General features: G+C 66.5%; 13 protein-coding genes and 1 pseudogene. 8 read left to right on the plus strand and 6 right to left on the minus strand.

What is annotated here, in order from left to right:
* Positions 1–316: 316 nt before the first annotated feature.
* Positions 317–910, plus strand: coding sequence for a hypothetical protein (locus tag BFN33_RS01530; protein ID WP_370743233.1), 594 nt, complete (start codon positions 317–319; stop codon positions 908–910).
* A 95-nt stretch (positions 911–1005) separates the two neighbouring features.
* Here BFN33_RS01530 and BFN33_RS01535 read toward each other — a convergent pair whose 3' ends face one another.
* Complete coding sequence (locus BFN33_RS01535; RefSeq protein ID WP_079140491.1) at positions 1006–1848, minus strand: alpha/beta fold hydrolase; 843 nt, start codon at positions 1846–1848, stop codon at positions 1006–1008.
* 573 nt (positions 1849–2421) lie between these two features.
* Between BFN33_RS01535 and BFN33_RS01540 the strand changes: the two genes are divergently transcribed.
* The 4 genes and pseudogenes from BFN33_RS01540 (at position 2422) to BFN33_RS01555 (ending at position 5742) form a co-directional block, all read left to right on the plus strand.
* On the plus strand, positions 2422–3369 hold the full coding sequence (locus BFN33_RS01540) for a sigma factor-like helix-turn-helix DNA-binding protein (RefSeq protein ID WP_069758004.1): 948 nt from the start codon (positions 2422–2424) through the stop codon (positions 3367–3369).
* Between the two features lie 333 nt (positions 3370–3702).
* Positions 3703–4332, plus strand: a pseudogene (locus tag BFN33_RS01545) (sigma-70 family RNA polymerase sigma factor); the annotation flags it as partial.
* Positions 4333–4819: 487 nt separating this feature from the next.
* Positions 4820–5254, plus strand: coding sequence for a cupin (locus BFN33_RS01550; protein ID WP_069758005.1), 435 nt, complete (start codon positions 4820–4822; stop codon positions 5252–5254).
* A 236-nt stretch (positions 5255–5490) separates the two neighbouring features.
* Positions 5491–5742: a hypothetical protein gene (locus BFN33_RS01555; RefSeq protein ID WP_069758006.1), complete on the plus strand. Its 252-nt coding sequence runs from the start codon at positions 5491–5493 to the stop codon at positions 5740–5742.
* 377 nt (positions 5743–6119) lie between these two features.
* Here the strand turns inward: BFN33_RS01555 and BFN33_RS01560 are convergent, their stop codons facing one another.
* The 4 genes from BFN33_RS01560 to ilvC all read right to left on the minus strand — a co-directional run bounded on the left by BFN33_RS01560 (position 6120) and on the right by ilvC (position 9924).
* Entirely contained in the window at positions 6120–6548 is a 429-nt protein-coding gene (locus BFN33_RS01560; RefSeq protein WP_069758889.1) for a VOC family protein, read from the minus strand.
* Between the two features lie 107 nt (positions 6549–6655).
* Positions 6656–7684, minus strand: coding sequence for a Dyp-type peroxidase (locus BFN33_RS01565; protein ID WP_079140493.1), 1029 nt, complete (start codon positions 7682–7684; stop codon positions 6656–6658).
* A gap of 100 nt (positions 7685–7784) precedes the next feature.
* Positions 7785–8609, minus strand: a complete 825-nt coding sequence (locus tag BFN33_RS01570; protein WP_069758007.1) for a hypothetical protein — start codon at positions 8607–8609, stop codon at positions 7785–7787.
* Between the two features lie 316 nt (positions 8610–8925).
* A complete protein-coding gene (ilvC, locus tag BFN33_RS01575) occupies positions 8926–9924 on the minus strand; it encodes a ketol-acid reductoisomerase (protein WP_069758008.1) in 999 nt (332 codons plus the stop codon).
* A gap of 86 nt (positions 9925–10010) precedes the next feature.
* On the opposite strand from ilvC, the gene BFN33_RS01580 reads away from it, so the two are divergent.
* Together BFN33_RS01580 and BFN33_RS01585 are read left to right on the plus strand one after the other, a co-directional pair.
* Entirely contained in the window at positions 10011–12137 is a 2127-nt protein-coding gene (locus BFN33_RS01580) for a S9 family peptidase (protein WP_370743234.1), read from the plus strand.
* A gap of 105 nt (positions 12138–12242) precedes the next feature.
* Positions 12243–13208, plus strand: a complete 966-nt coding sequence (locus BFN33_RS01585; protein WP_256122585.1) for an alpha/beta fold hydrolase — start codon at positions 12243–12245, stop codon at positions 13206–13208.
* Between the two features lie 738 nt (positions 13209–13946).
* On the opposite strand, the gene BFN33_RS01590 is transcribed toward BFN33_RS01585, so the two are convergent.
* Positions 13947–14681, minus strand: coding sequence for an alpha/beta fold hydrolase (locus BFN33_RS01590; protein ID WP_069758010.1), 735 nt, complete (start codon positions 14679–14681; stop codon positions 13947–13949).
* A 265-nt stretch (positions 14682–14946) separates the two neighbouring features.
* Between BFN33_RS01590 and BFN33_RS01595 the strand changes: the two genes are divergently transcribed.
* Positions 14947–15879 carry an SDR family oxidoreductase gene (locus BFN33_RS01595; protein WP_069758011.1) on the plus strand — a complete coding sequence of 311 codons (933 nt, stop codon included), beginning with the start codon at positions 14947–14949 and terminating at the stop codon, positions 15877–15879.
* The last annotated feature ends 165 nt before the right edge of the window (positions 15880–16044 follow it).

Consider the following 16044-nt stretch of genomic DNA (forward strand, 5'->3'; position numbering starts at 1 on the left):
GCCATGGGAAGGAGGTGATCATATGTGGTCTCTCATGTGGCAAGTCGACACTTCTCCCGACACCCTCCGGCAAGCGCTCAGCACCCGATGCGTTGGCTGAGTCGGCGTCGCGTCATCTGATCAGGAGGAGGGGCACGATGCGGCACACGGCACGGTGCACCCCTTTTAATACGGGCCGGTCCGGTTCGTACATGAGACAGGCGAGGCGTCGGATCTGTGACACACAGCGTCGAGAAGCGTGGTCCGGGCCATGCCGCCACCACGCGCCGCGCACCGCGAAGGAGCCCGGTGTAACGCACCATTCGCGCCGTCCGTGGTGGGCACAGGGCGGCTCCAGGAGAGTGGTTACTTCCGTGCCAAGCAGGCGCAGGAGCAGCTGATCAGGGACTCCGGTGTTCCGTTCTCCATCGTGCACGTCACCCGGTTCTTCGAGTTCATGAAGGGCATCGCGGACTCCGCCACCACGGACGACAACACGGCGCACCTGGCCCCATCGCGATCCAGGCCGTCCACTCCGACGCCGCCGCCGCGGTGGGCCGTACTGCCGTCGGTGAGCCGGTGGGAGGTGTCGTCGAGGTCGCCGGACCTGACGCGTTCCAGCTGGACGATCCGCAAGGGCCTGGCCGCCAAGAACGACCCGCGCACGGTCGTCTCCGATTCCAACGCCCCCTACTTCGGCGCCCAGTTGGAGGAGAGACGCTGCTGCCCGGTCCGGACGCGCGCCTCGGCGAAACGCGATTCACCGACTGGATCGCGCGGCGGCGCAGTAGAACCGGAGACCGGCCAGGGCTCGGGATCCGCTCCGCTCCTCTTGACCGCAAGGCGGCCGGTACCGGGACACTTGTCCGGCGCCGGCCGTGGTGGTGTGCCCTTGCAGGTCGGAAGGGGCCTCGCTGTCCCCGACATCTGACGGGGCCCGCCCGCGAGGGGCCGGCACCAGACGCTCATGGATCGGGACGGACCGTCTGGTGCGTCCCGATCCATGAGCGACATGCGTAAGAGGCGTCAGCGCACCGAGTGCGCAGCGTCCTCGATGACGTCGGTGACCCTTCCGGGCTGTGAGACGCTCACCGCGTGCGACGAGCGGACCTCCGTGGTGTGAGCACCTGCCCGCTTGGCCATGAACTCCTGAGCCTTGGCCGGGATGTTGAGGTCCTGCGTGGCAACCAGGACCCAGGAGGGAATCGTCTTCCAGGCCGGCTCGGCGGCACCCTCGGTCAGGGCGGCGTTGGTGATGGGTCGCTGGGTGACGGCCATCAGGTCGGTCTTGTTACGGGGCACGTCGGCGGCGAACTGGTGACGGAACTTGTCATTCTGGATGTAGAGGTCGGTGCCCTGGGAGCCGTCCGTCTCGGTGAACGGCACTGAGCGGAGGGCTTCGCCGAGGGTGCTGCCGGGGAACTTGCCCGACAGGTCGGCCGCGCTCTCGCCCTTCTCGGGGAGGAACGCGGCGAGGTAGACCAGCGCCTTGACGTTCTTGTTGCCCGTGGCTGCGTTGCTGATGACCGAGCCGCCGTACGAGTGCCCGGCCAGAACGACGGGACCGTCGATGCCCGCCAGGACGTCCTTGAGATAGGCCGAGTCGCCCCTCAGGGACCGCAGCGGGTTGGCGACCGCGATGACCGGATATCCGTCGCGGCGAAGCCTCTTGATGACATCGTTCCAGCTGGTGGAGTCGGCGAAAGCACCGTGGACCAGGACGACCGTGGGCTTGGGACCCTGTTCATGAACGCCCTTGTCGGCGGAGGCGGGGGCGACTGCGACGGCCAGTAGGCCCGCGGCGATGCTGGCCCCGGCGACAACGGTGAGCGAGGTACGGGACCGGCGGGCGAGGGATGAGCGGAACATATGCAGATACCTTTCGAGGTTGCGCAGACGCTCCGACTTCTTCGGAAGGAGCGCGGCGCTGATGGTCGGCGGCCCGCGACAGCCCACTGCTGAGGCGGGGCTGGGGCGCCGTGTACGGCGGCGCGGTGAGCTTCGTTGCTGCGCCGCGGAAGCCAGGTAGGAGGCCGACCGGCGATGTGTACGTGCCGGGTGCCAACTGCCGGACGGGGCTGCCGGTTGACTCGACAGTCCCACTTACCGCCTTTCGCCCTTATGACAGGACGCTCATCGAATGTGTGACATATGACCCTCGTCGAGGCGGGCTTGAGAGGTGCGGGCCCGGCCGGTCCCTGTCACATACAAGGTCGTCACTCAGTCCCGGAAAGTGCGAGAGCGCTGCGCGGCCCACTCCCTCCTCCGCGTTACGCCCCGTGTCACATGATCCATACCCGTCCGGTCTGCACTGGCGAGAACAGCGTCACGAAACGTTGAACAGGTCTGGACAGCGCGCTCGGTCCACCGAGGTCGCTCCGGAGGTCGGCCGAGGCGTCGCGGTGTTGGCGATGGAGGGCCGCGTGAGAGGGAAGATGCCGTATGGAGCAGGCCGATGACACGGTGCCGATCGCGGAGATGCTTGGCGAGCGGCAGCATCTGCTGGACGTCGCCTACTGGATGTTGGGCACAGGTCCTGATGCCGACGAAGTCGTCACCGAGACCTATCGGCGGTGGTACGGCCTGTCCGATACGGAGAGGGCGCGGATCGCGGAGCCGCTCCTCTGGCTGATGAAGACGGCGGGCGCCCTCTGCCTGACGTGGCCGAACCTGCCCGAGCGGCGAGGGCCGGGTGCGGCGGCGGCAGCCGGTTGTACGACAGCGAAGACTTGTCCCTCTTTGGCGGACGAGGTCAGCGAGGTTCTGCTGACCGCGTTGGATTCCCTGTCCCCGGCCGAGCGGGCAGCATTCGTCCTCAATGATGCTTTCGGGATGCCGCCACAGGTGGTCGCCGAGATCGTGGGCCAGACGGAACGGGAAATCGGGGAACTTACCGAACGAGCCCGTCGCACGCTGCGGCTCAGGCGTTCGAGTCCCACCATGCCGCAGCAACACGACCGGATGGTCCGGGCGTTCCGTGAGGCCTGCGCCGCTGAGGACTCGGCCCTTTTGTCATCTTTGCTGGCCCCTGACGCCACGGCCTTCTTCGACGGCGGCGGCAAGGTGCGGGCTCTGGTCCGGCCGGTCCACGGCGCTCTGAAGGTCGCCCGCAGCCTGCTCACTCTTCTCTCCCACCGCCCGCGTACCGCACTTGACCTTCACTCCGTCAACGGCCGGACGGGGGTCGTCGTGCGCTATGACGGCCGCGTCGCCGCCGTGATCAGCTTCGACATAGCCGACCACCACGTCGTCCAGGTCTGGGCCGTCCTGAACCCCGACAAGCTGCGGACCTGGAACCAGCCGGATGCCTCTTCCGGCGTACCTCAGATGCCTGGTGTATCCGGTGGGCCTGGTGGGTCGAACAACGTGCCCGCGACAGACCGGGACTGAGGGCGTCGTCAACATAGTGTGATCGCTCTGTCGAAAGTGGCAGTGCGATGCATCCGCATGCTCTACGAGTTCTCGACGTTTGTGCTCGCCGCGGACAACCAACGATGGCAGACCTGTAACGGAATGAAGGTCTGCCCGGTCGAAAGAGATGACGCAAACGACCTGGTGCCCGCCTTGTGGTGACGCCGGACTCTGTGTCGGCCGGCCCTCCCCTGTGCGCATGCAGCCAGAGCAACCGTGTCCAGGCGGCCACGGGGACCGTGCCGTCACACGGTGATCCAACGAGTGTGCCATCGACAGCACCGGTCCTGAGAGGAACGGGGACAGAGGAACATGCATCTTGACAAGCCCTCCACCGCGAGCACGATGGACGAGGCCGTTTCTGTCTTCGTGGAGCTCCGCCCACGTCTGTTCGGTATCGCGTACCGCTTGCTGGGAAGCGCGGTGGAGTCCGAGGATGTGGTCCAGGAGGTGTGGCTGCGCTGGCAGAAGACAGACCGCTCCGCGGTGGTGAGTCCCGTCGCGTTCCTGTCCAAAGCAACCACCCGGCTGGCCATCAACGTGGCCCAGTCCGCCCGCGTGCGGCGTGAGACCTACATCGGCCCATGGCTACCCGAGCCCATCGACACGAGCAACGACCCGGAGGTGGGCGCGCAGCGGGCTGAGGCCCTCGAAGTGGCCCTGCTCCTCGTGCTGGGCAAGCTGAATCCGACCGAGCGGGCCGCCTACGTGCTGCGTGAGGCATTCGACTACGCCTACTCCGATATCGCGGAGATACTGGGGTTCACCGTCGTCAACGTGCGCAAAGTCGTGAGCCGGGCCCGTAAGCACCTCTCGGACGACCATCAGGAGAGCGTGGACGCGGCCGAGCACCGGCAACTTCTCAACACCTTCGTATCGGCAGCGCGTACCGGGGACATCGCGTCCCTGGAGGCTCTTCTGACACCGGACGCCGTCTCTCTGCCCTGCTGACATTGGCCAACGAGGCGTCGCTCAGAGCTTCCCCTGACCGACCCTGCGGACATTCCGCGCTGTTCACACTCGCGCGCTCACCGTCCTCACACGCGTGAGCAACTGCCTGGCGAGCGCTGCCGTTGCCTTCGCGATGTCACAAACCACCGTCGGACCTGGTCCTAGTCAGTGACCACCCGGAGCCAGGGGAGCAATCGTGGCTATCACCGCGTCCTTATCGCCTGCGTGTAGCTACTGCACCGGCGGGCCGCGCAGCAGCCCGCCAAGGCCGACGTCCTTCCCCCGGTCACGGCTCCCGCCGTCCTCGCCACCACCTTCACGACCGTCGCAACCTTGCGGCGCGGAACCGCTTTTACCCAGACGGTTCCGTCGCGACCCCGGCCGCCTTTCGGTTCGGGCATGCCCCAACCAACACGCTCCCGAGTGCCCTCCCACCTCTGGGCGGTCGCCACATCCCCACGTCCCGAAAGGCATCATCATGCGCAAGATATTGCGTGCAGCAGCTGTCGGTGCAGCGTGCACCACGCTTTCACTCACCTCGGCGGTCGCCCAAGCGACTCCCGGAGGTCCCGGCGTCACCGGCAAGGTCCTTGACCAGAGGACCATCGGGAACCGGGACTACATCCTCCGACAGGTCACCATTCCGCCCGGCCAGGGAACAGGCTGGCACTACCACGACGGCACCCTGTACGCATATGTCAAGCAGGGAACGCTGAGTCACTTCGATGCCACGTGCGCATCCGACGGCGTATACGACCAGGGCAGCTCCCTCAAGGAACCGTCGGGAGCGAACCACGTGCACCTGGGCCAGAACCGTGGCACGACGGACGTCGTGCTGGAAGTCCTCTACGTGCTGCCGCACGGCGCCCCGTTCGCCGAGGACGCCCCCAACCCCGGCTGCAAGTTCCAGTAGCCCAGCGCGCCGCACTACGGCCGCGTCCTGCGTACGGGCGCGGCCGATCGTCGACAGCTGTCACAGCTCCTCCCGCTACGCGGTCAATCGAGTGTCAGCAGCTTGGGATGGCATCCATCCGGGCCCCGCAGCGAGGAGGAAGCAGCATGGCAGGGACGCAAATCAGTCGAGGCACTCGGCCGATCACCGAAGGCCCGCCGACGGATTTCCGGCACGAACCGAGGGAGGGCGGCAAGATGCTCCGAGGCACCGACCGACATGCCGATCCCGTCGCCGCGACTGCGTCGCTGGCGGCAGAGGCCGCCCTGCTCGAGGGGCGGCTGCGCCATCTCCGAGAGGCCATCCACACGGTGGACGCACGCATCGAGTCGATCTCCGAGACCCTCCGGAAGCTGCGCCACACGGCGTCCGGGCCCGATGACGGCGAGTCCCGCTCGGGCGACTCAGAAGACGCCGGCCCCGGCCACGCGGCGACGCACCACCACTGACGGACTGAGCAACCGCACGGAGCCTGTCGTCCCGGGTCGTCGGGGCCCGGCATGCGACCTGACGGATCCGCCCGCTTTCGTCCCGGACCGACGCCCAATGACTCCGTACAGCGGGCTCTCATGTGCGATGTCGGCCACGGAGTCCCCTCGGTGGCCCGTACGGCCACCGAGGAGACTCGGACGTTGCCGAGCCGCGCTGGATCGCCGAGCACCTGAGCAAACGCGGGCCGAGACCGCGCCGGCTCGGTCTCGGACAGGCCGACACCAGAACAGGAGCCGGGGACCGCCCTGTGACCGTGGGCGAACCCGAGAAGCCGCTCCCCCAAGGGGATCGCGGTGGCATCGCGCGAGAACGCGCGTCGCGTGAGCGGCTGATTTCAGTTCGTTGCCTCCTGAAGCACCCATCCGTTGCCGTCCGGGTCGCTGAACGCCGCATATGAGCAATAACTGCGGCGTTGCGGATCAGGGCCGCTGACTCGCCTCTCATCCGTGCAGCGGTGGAATATCTCGCTCGTGTCGTGGAAGATCCCGCCCATCTCTATACCCCTGCCGAGAAGCTCTTCGTGGGCCTTCACGATGTCGGAAACGATGAGGTGGAGCCCCTGCGCCGAACCGGGAGTTGCAGTGGTGACCCCGACACCGAAGAGAATCGAACACGGCGAGCCGGGGGGAGTCATGTGCACCACCCGGTAGGTGTCATCGGTGACGTGATCAGCATCCAGGCGGAACCCCACCGCCTCGTAGAACGCTCTGGCCCGGTCCACGTCGGAGACAGGCAGAACCACAACTTCCAGCTTGAAATCCAATGTCGTCATCGCTTTCACGGACGGAGGGCTTGGCACCACCTGGTACCACGGTCAGAAGCAGTGTCGTCATCTCGGATGACGTACGAGGGTGGGACGGCTCATTCCGATCACGAGACAGCCGACTCCGTCGGGGATCGGGATGACGGGTCCCTGCTCTCCGAAGGAATGACGGCGGAAGCCCCAGCAGTCGGCGGCTCGGGAAGTCCCTCCAGGAAGTCCGCAGCCGGCGCGAAGAACATGGAACCTGTCACCGGGACGGAGAAGTCCAATATGCGGTCGTGCGGCGCCGACGCTGTGCCCAGGAACATCTGCTCCAGCATCTTCTCCGTCACCTCGGGGGTGCGGGCGTAGCCGATGAAATACGTGCCGAACTCCGCACGCCCCACGGCGCCGAAGGGCATGTTGTCACGTAGGATCTCGAGTTCTTTGCCGTCCGCGTCGGTGAGGCTGGTGAGGGCGACGTGTGAATCCGCAGGTTTGACGCTGTCGGCGAGCTCCACGTCGGACAGCTTTCGGCGGCCAATTGCTCTCTCCTGCGCCTCTACGGACAGTTCCTCCCATGCGTCGAGGTCGTGCAGGTACTTCTGCACGACGACGTAACTCCCGCCCGAGAAGGACGGATCCTCGTCGCCGACGACTACCGCGGCGTGCGCCGCGGGACCAGTCGGATTCTCCGTTCCGTCGACGAAGCCGAGCAGATCGCGTTCGTCGAAGTACTTGAAGCCGTGCACCTCGTCCTGGACTGTCACTGCTTGGCGCAGTCGGCTCATGATCTCCGTGGCAAGCGCGAAGCACAGATCCAGTCGGGAGGCGCGGATGTGGAAAAGCAGGTCGCCCGGAGTGGCGACGGCTCGGTGCACGGGACCGTTCACTTCCCGGAAGGGGTGAAGCCGGGCGGGACGCGTCCCGGAGAACAGGCGGTCCCAGGCGTGCGAACCGATGCCGGTGACGCAACTCAATCTGCCGTCGGGCTCGGCGCGGAATCCCACGGCCCGTTCCAGCGAGCCGATGTCGGACAGCAGCTCACGGACGATGGTCTCGCCGCCGCTGTCGATCGTCGCGACGAGAAAGATCGCCGCGCTGGTCAGCGGGGACAGAACCATCTGAGGCACCGGTTCCGCGACGTCTCCGGTCATGAGCGTTTCCCTTCCGGCCGGCAGCGGCAGATGTGTCATCTGATCACTTCGGATCCGCGTGAAAGTGTGCTGGATGACAGAACTGGCCTTGCGCGTGGCCTCAACGCCAGTAGTCGTCCAGGCGATCAGTTCGAGACAACTCGCTTTTCTCCTGGTGTGTCAACGGATGCGCGGAGGCAGCATGCTTGATCGCGTGAAAGGCATCCTTGTCCAGGACACCTTTGGACCGCAGCTCTTCCAGTAGCAGAGTCAGCGCGTTGGTATTCGCGCACGCCTTCTCCATGGTCCGGTCGAGTTGCGGTTGGTTCGCCAGCCAAAGAGGATCGGGCGCCGCTCGTGACTTGTCCTCATCGGCGATCAGCACCAGGTTGTGACGACGGGCTCCTTCCCCGGCCCGCTGCCACACGCGACGCCCGAAGCGCATGCGCAGGGGTTCGTCACTGATGCCTCGGCGGATGACGTCGAAGAACTCATGCGTCTTCGTGAGAAGCTCATCCAGCCGCTCATTGTCCTCATCGGACACCTCGGTGACGAGCGTCGCGGTGATCGTCTCCTCGTTGACGTCCTCTCTGTACCTGATCGGAACGAGAGTGAGTCCTTCGATCTCGAGAGCAGAGACGTGGAGTTCCTCGACCTCCTGGATCTCCGCCTTGTAGATGTAGATCTCGGGTCTGCGTCCTTGGGAGACGGCGGTCCAGTCCTCCGACACGCGCCAGGTCGCGTCAGTCCCCTGAATGTGCGTTCCGTTGGCCGTGGAGGCCGCCCGGAGCTCGGCGTCCAGCTCCTCGTGCCGTTCGTCCGGCACATGGAGCTCCAGCGCGAAGCGGCGCAGGGAACGGCCGTTGTGGACGGAAGCGACGGCAGGCAGCTCTACGGCCGTGAGTTCGCGGACCGCGCCGAGCAGGGTGAGGTGCAGTGTCGTCATTGCCGATTCTCTTCCATGCCGGTCTCAAGGGTCTCTTGTCGGCGTCTCGGACGGCCCGCAGCCACACGATCCGCTCGGAACACAAGCGAGATTTCCACACTAACACTCCACACATTGTGTCACAACAAACTGTCCGGGCACCTCCAAGGCGTGTGTCATGGGCTCAGGGCGCTGGTGCTCTCTGTCGGAAATCCCTGCTGGCTTCGGCTGCAGTTGACCAGGCGTCGACTCGGTCACGGTCCGTTCCCGTGTTCTGAAGCGTGCCGACTCCGCGCCGGAATCACGCATCCAACACTTCACACGAGCCGCAGGAGGCTCAAGCCTCGTCGTTCACCCACGACATCAGCTTGCGCAGCTGCTTGCCGGTGGTCTCCAGCAGGGACTCGGCGTCCTTCTGCTTGTACTCGTTGTACTTCTTCAGACCGCCGTGGTACTCGGCCATCCACTCACGGGCGAAGGTGCCGTCCTGGATCTCGGCGAGGACCTTGTTCATCTCGGCCTTGGTCGCGTCCGTGATGATCCGCGGGCCGGTGACGTAGTCGCCCCACTCGGCAGTCTCGGAGATCGACCAGCGCATCTTCGCCAGGCCACCCTCGTACATGAGGTCGACGATGAGCTTCAGCTCGTGCAGGCACTCGAAGTACGCGATCTCCGGCTGGTAGCCGGCCTCGGTCAGCGTCTCGAAGCCCGCCTTGACCAAGGCGGTGACACCACCCGCGAGGACGGCCTGCTCACCGAACAGGTCGGTCTCGGTCTCCTCGGTGAAGGTCGTCCTGATGACGCCGGCGCGGGTGCCACCGATGCCCTTGGCGTACGACAGCGCGAGCGCGAAGCCGTTGCCGGAGGCGTCCTGTTCCACCGCAACAAGACAGGGAACCCCGCGGCCCTCCTCGTACTGACGGCGCACCAGGTGGCCCGGGCCCTTGGGGGCCACCATGCACACGTCCACGCCGACCGGGGCCTGGACGAAGCCGAAGCGGATGTTGAAGCCGTGGCCGAAGAACAGCGCGTCGCCGTCCTTCAGGTTCGGGGCGATGGACGCCTCGTAGACCCGGCCCTGGACCGGGTCCGGGACGAGGATCATGATGACGTCGGCCTCGGCGGCGGCCTCGGACGGCGTCACCACGCGCAGGCCCTGCTCCTCGGCCCTGGCCTTGGACTTGGAGCCCTCGTGCAGGCCGACACGCACGTCGACACCCGAGTCACGGAGCGACAGCGCGTGGGCGTGGCCCTGGCTGCCGTAACCGATGACCGCGACCTTGCGGCCCTGGATGACGGACAGGTCGGCGTCGGCGTCGTAGAACAGCTCGGCCACGGCAATCACCTTTCGCTCGGAGCAGGAAACTCGAGGACAACGAGTAGAACCGTGCCCTCCTTGAGGCGACGAAACACTATCGCACCTTGTGTTGTCACATCTCGTGTAGGTTCGAGACTCCCCTTCGCAGTGTGAAGAGGAAAGCATGCTGTCGACGACAGCCCATCACCCAGCTCGAGGATGAGGAAAGCATGGTGTCTGTGAGCGCGACGCCCCCAGGTCCCAGTGAAGGTGATGCCGTGACGACACCGGCGCCTTTCGGGTCATGGGGCTCCCCCGTCGACAGCGCGGCCGCGACGGCTGGTGTTGCCGCAGGACAGATCGCGGCACCGTCGTACGTCGGTCTGGTCGACGGCGAGGCGTGGTGGGTGGAGCCTCGTCCCAAGGAGGAAGGCCGGTCGGCGCTCGTGCGCGGTCGAGCCGACCGTACGACGGAATCGCTTCTGCCCGCCCCGTGGGACGTGCGCAGTCGAGTCATCGAATACGGCGGCCGGCCCTGGACCGCCGCCCAGGATGGTGCAGACACACGTGTCGTCTTCGTCAACCATGCCGACCAGCGACTGTACACATTTCGTCTGCACGACGGGGGCAGCACCGCGCCCATCGCGCTGACCCCGGTTTCACCGGTGGGCGGAGGCATCCGTTGGGCCGAGCCGGTGCTCGATCTGGCGCGCGGCGAAGTGCGCTGCGTGATGGAGGAGTTCACAGGGGACGGCCCCAGCGATGTACGGAGGGTTCATGCTGCCGTACCGCTCAGTGGCGCGGCCGCCGCCCACCGCTCCGTCGTCCGGGAGCTGTCGGCGACGGACCATCGTTTCGTCACTCAAGCACAACTCTCGCCTGACGGACGACGTGCCGTGTGGCTCGCCTGGAACCATCCCCACATGCCGTGGGACGCGGCTGAACTGTGTATCGCCGAGGTGACCGACGACGGTTCCTTGCAGCGTGGGACAACGCTGACCGGAGGGCCGGGCGACCCGGTGGCGCAAGTGGAGTGGTCTGCCGTCGGCACGTTGCTCGTGGCTTGTGAGGGCACCGGGTGGTGGAACCTGTACGAGGTGGACCCGGACACAGGCGACAAGCGTTCGCTGCACCGGGCCGAGGAGGAGTTCGCTGGTCTGCAACGCCTGGGGCTCCGGTGGTTCCGCCCACTTGCCGACGGCCGTCTCGCCATCCTCCATGGCGTGGGAGGCCAGCGGCTCGCCGTCCTGGACCCCGCGCGCGGGCAGTACGTCGACGTGCCTGGCCCGAAAGACGAGTGGCTGCCCCATATCGACGCCGTTGGGAACCGAATCGTCGGGGTGGCGGCGGGACGCTTCACTCCCTACGAGGTGATGGAGGTGAACGCGGACTCCCTGGCCGCCCGGGCCATAAGTCGTACGCCCAGGATGGCGGTGGACACCGAGTACCTGCCGGTACCGGTCCCTCGGATGTTCAAGGCCCAGGCGGGACATGCCATTTACGCGCAGGTTCATGCTCCGCGCAACGCCGCCTTCTCGGGCCCGTCCGGCGAAGTGTCCCCGTTGGTGATCTGGGTGCACGGGGGGCCCGGTCTGCGGGCCCCTCTTGCTCTCAACCCGGAAATCGCCTACTTCACCTCTCGAGGCATCACCGTGGCGGAGGTCAACTACGGTGGCACGCCGGGATTCGGACGCGCCTACCGCGAGCGACTGCGCGAGCAGTGGGGCGTGGTGGACGTCGAGGACTGTGCCGTGGTCGCACAGGAGTTGATCGCCGAGGGCACGGCCGCCGCGGGGCGAGTGGCGATCCGAGGCGTCAGCGCGGGCGGTTTCACCGCGGCCCTGTCGGTTGCGGCACACGATCGCCATCTGTACGCCTGTGCCACGCTTTACTGTCCCGTTCTGGATCTCCTTGCTCTCTCCGCGGGAGGGACACACGACTTCGAGTCGCACTACCTGGACTCGCTGATCGGACCGAAACAGTGCGCGGATCTCTACCGTCTCCGGTCCCCGATCCATCAAGTGGGCCGGATAGACGTACCGCTACTGCTCTTCCAAGGACTGGACGACGCCGTGTGCCCGCCGTCCCAGGCCGAAGCCTTCACGGGTGCGCTGTCCCGGCACGGGGTGCCGTACAAGTACCGTACTTTCGAAGGCGAGGGCCACGGTTTTCGCCGACAGTCGACGCTCATCATGTGCCTCGAAGAGGAACTGCGGTTCTACGCGGACGTGTTCGGCTTCGCTGCGTCCTAGCGCCGACGAGACCGGCTCCGTGTGCTCTCCGTGCAGCCGCACAGTGTGAAAATCCAGCGAGACAGTGTGTGATGCGGGGCACAACGTATTGAACTGAGTGCCCGGATGCCGCAGCATCTGGGAGATGTGAATGCCGCACAGGGGCCGATGGCCCTTCCTCGTCCAACCGTTGCCCCGGACTCTCCTCTCTCTCCCGCCACTCACACCGTCTCCGTCCGGCAGGGTACTTCTGTCATAGACCAGCGCTATCACGTCGCCGGCACCGGCCCCGTATGCCTCGTCCACCCCGGGGGGCCGGGTATCGGCTGGGAATACCTGCGCATTCCCGAGCTGGAGCAAAGCATGACGATGGTGTACCTGGAGCCCGTCGGCACGGGTGAGTCCGGCCGACTGGCCGATGCCCGCGGCTACAACCTGTCCACGTACACACATTTTCTGCACGCGGTGATCGAGCATCTGGCGCTGCCGAAAGTCATCTTGCTCGGCCATTCCCACGGTGGGTTCGTAGCTCAACGCTACGCTCTTGATCATCCGGACCGCGTGGGCTCGCTGATCCTCTACGACACCTCTCCGGTGACCGGCGACGACTTCTGGCAGACCGCCGTTGCCAACTTGGAGCAGTTCGCCCGTCACCACGTCTCCGAGCACCCGGAGGTGGCCGACTACGTCGCCGGGCTGACCAGCCGGCCCGACCGGTTCGACGACGAAGGCGCGACGGCGGTACTGCGCACGATCGCTCCCGCCTACTTTCACGACTACTGGGGCCGCGAGGACGATTTCGCCCCTGGGCGCCAAGCCCTGCGCATGTACGCGGCACCCTCCTGGGGCGAGGGCCCCGCGTTCGACGTACGAGAAGAACTGTCCGCCGTCACCGCCCCCACGTTGGTACTGGTCGGAGACGACGACTTCATCTGTGGGCCACACTGGGCCAGGATGATCCACAAGGCGGTATCCGGGTCACAGCTCACGGTCCTTGATCGGACAGGGCACCTTGGCCACATCGAGAGCCCCGGAGAATTCACCACGGCAGTGGTCGAGTTCCTCTCTGCCGTCTCGGAGGGCACTGCATGAGGTGACGAGAGGAGTCGGGAACTGCCGTCCCCACCACGGCAGTTCCCACCAGCACAGCGCTTCTCTTGCGACCAGGGCCACGCCCGGCTGCCCACGACGTCGGCGCCCGGTCATCGCTGACCGGATCTCTTGACGGGAGCACTGGATGTGCCGTCCGTCATGGACCCGCGGCAACTCCCCGCGCCCACATCGCCCCTCTGCGGGGCATCGCGCGTCAAGCGTGCCGACCAGGCAGGGCTCGGTGCGGACATGGACGGGTGCCGAACGATGACCGCAGAGCTGTAGGTGCCGAGATCAGGTCGGGTGCCGCTTCGTGTCGCATCGGGGCGAGCTGTGGCCACGGCAACCTCCTGCGAGCCCACCGAGGTGACTTCAGCGGGATCGGCTTTGTGACGGCCGTTCCGAGGCGACTTGAATCGGCTCCCCCGCGACCGGCCCGGAACGCCGGCACGGACCATGCCGCGATCGGCGCCACGCCGGCGGCAGAAGTCGTCCTGCTCGAAGCCCACGAGCGTTTGCTCAACGATCCCGGCGCTCTGCTCGCGAAGAGGCTGAGAGGTGGCCCGCGCCCGGCTGGCCGAACGCGTGATGCAGGGCGTCCTCGTCCGGCACGACACTCACGCTCAACGCTGTGCTCGGGCGCGGGTTGGTTACAGCGCGAGATCTCCGTGCGGCATCGAGGGGATGATCCCGGTCCCCCCGCTCCGGGCGCGCACGGCCAACCTCCTCGCGTACGCGTCAGCTGTTGGGCAAGGCCGCCCAATGAGCCTCCAGGAGTGCGGCGACCTCTGCCGGCCGCTCGAGCACCGTCCAGTGGTTGCACTCGAGCTTGGCGACCTTGGAGGCGCGCAGGGACGCGCCGAGCCTCTCACCGAACTCGATCTGGCAGGCGGGGTCGAGCGCTCCCCAGAACACGAGAGACGGCGCGGACACGTTCGCCAGTGCCGGTTCCCATTCCGCCCCCATGGTCACGGCGGAGCGGTAGAGCCTGAGGATGCTGTCCTTCATCACCCCGTCCACGCGGCTGACCATCTCCTTGGCCGGCTGGGCGGGGAGGTCGAAGCCCTTTACCAAGTCGTCGGCGAAGGACTCCGCTTGCAGCTCGTTCATGAAGCGCTCGCCTTCGACCGGGTCCTGCCATGTCACGGCAAGCGGATGCCATACATAGTCGGAGCTGACCGGTCCGTTGCCTCCGGCCCAGGTACGCACGAGATCGGGCCGGAGGGATGCGACACGGGCGGTGAATATGCAGCCCCAGTCGTGCCCGACGAGGTCGACCGGCTCACCGATCCGCTCCAGGCGGTCGATGAGCCAACTGACGTACTCCTCCTTGGTGGATCCGAAGTCGTCCGGCCGGGCGGCGGCGAACCCGGGCAGGTCCCAGGCTTCCACGTCGGTCCGGGAGAGGTGGCGACGCACGTCGTCCCAGACGTGATGGGTGTCGGGGACCCCGTGTATCAGGATGGCAGGCATAGGGAGTGCCCTTCGTCGATCGGAGATCGGTCGACTGCCACGAGTGAGCAGCCGTACCTCGCGGAGGTGTTCCGCAACCATATTGCCAGGAACAACATCGTGTCACACGGTGTTGTCATCTCCGTCTGGTCCGGGTCGCTTCTTCAGCTCGTGCTCCCTGGTTCCATGCCGTGTCCGATTGATCCATGGTCAATCAGCACATGGATCGGGCCGCGCGCTGCGTGGACGCTGGCGCCCCGGACGTACCGCCCAACAAGGAGTGTTGATGAACGACATGACGGAGCCCGACCTGCGAGGAAGGCTGGCCGTGGTCACCGGGGCGAGCGACGGGGTCGGCCTTGGGCTGGCCACACGACTCGCTCATGCCGGCGCCGAACTGATCCTGCCGGTACGCAACATGGCCAAAGGAACCAGCGCCCTCGAACTGATCCGAACGAGCGTGCCGGGTGCGCGGATCTCCCTTCGCCTCCTCGACCTTGCCTCCCTGGCCTCGGTGGAGGACCTCGCCGACACGCTCAATGCTGAAGGCAGGCCGATCCACCTGCTCGTCAACAACGCAGGCGTAATGTCACCGCCCTTGCGGCACACGACCAAGGACGGCTACGAGCTGCAGTTCGGAACCAACTACCTCGGTCATGTGGCCCTCACCGGGCGGCTGATGCCGTCACTGCGGGCCGGTCACGCTCGTGTGACCACAGTGACCAGCAGCGCCGCGCGTGGCAGCCGGATCAACTGGGACGATCCGCAGGGTGTGAAGCGGTACTCCCCGGTGCGCGCGTACGGACAGTCCAAGCTGGCCAACCTGCTGTTCGCTCTCGAACTGGAGCGTCGCAGCGCGTCGGGCGGCTGGGGTCTCGTCAGCAACGCGGCCCATCCCGGTACGACTCTGACGAATCTCTACGCAGCCGGGCCCAACCTCGGCCGCGCCCGTCCCGCGCCTCACGCGGCGATCATGAGGCGGCTCGCGCGCTGGGGTGTCTTCGTGCAGTCCGTCGACGCCGGCCTGCGTCCGCTGCTGTACGCGGCGGCAAGCCCGGAAGCCAAGGGCGGGCATCTGTACGGCCCCGACGGCTGGGGCCAGTTCACGGGCAGTCCAACGGAACTGGCGCTCTACAAATCGGCCCGGAGCGAGGCGGACGCATCTCGGCTCTGGCAGCTGTCCGAGCGGCTCACCGGTGTCACCTTCGCGACGGGCTGAAGGTACCCGGCGGACCGGGGACAGGGTGACTGCTTCGGCGTTCACACCGACCGGGCCAGGACACGGAAACCTGCCTGACGGGCAGCAAGGCAGCCCGGTTCGGGCTTAGTTCGCGCCTTGCTCGCCCCGTACGGCTGGTGTCACACAAACGGGAGGAGCTCGGTC

This window comes from Streptomyces sp. LUP47B, assembly GCF_001746295.1.
Taxonomy (GTDB): Bacteria; Actinomycetota; Actinomycetes; order Streptomycetales; family Streptomycetaceae; genus Streptomyces.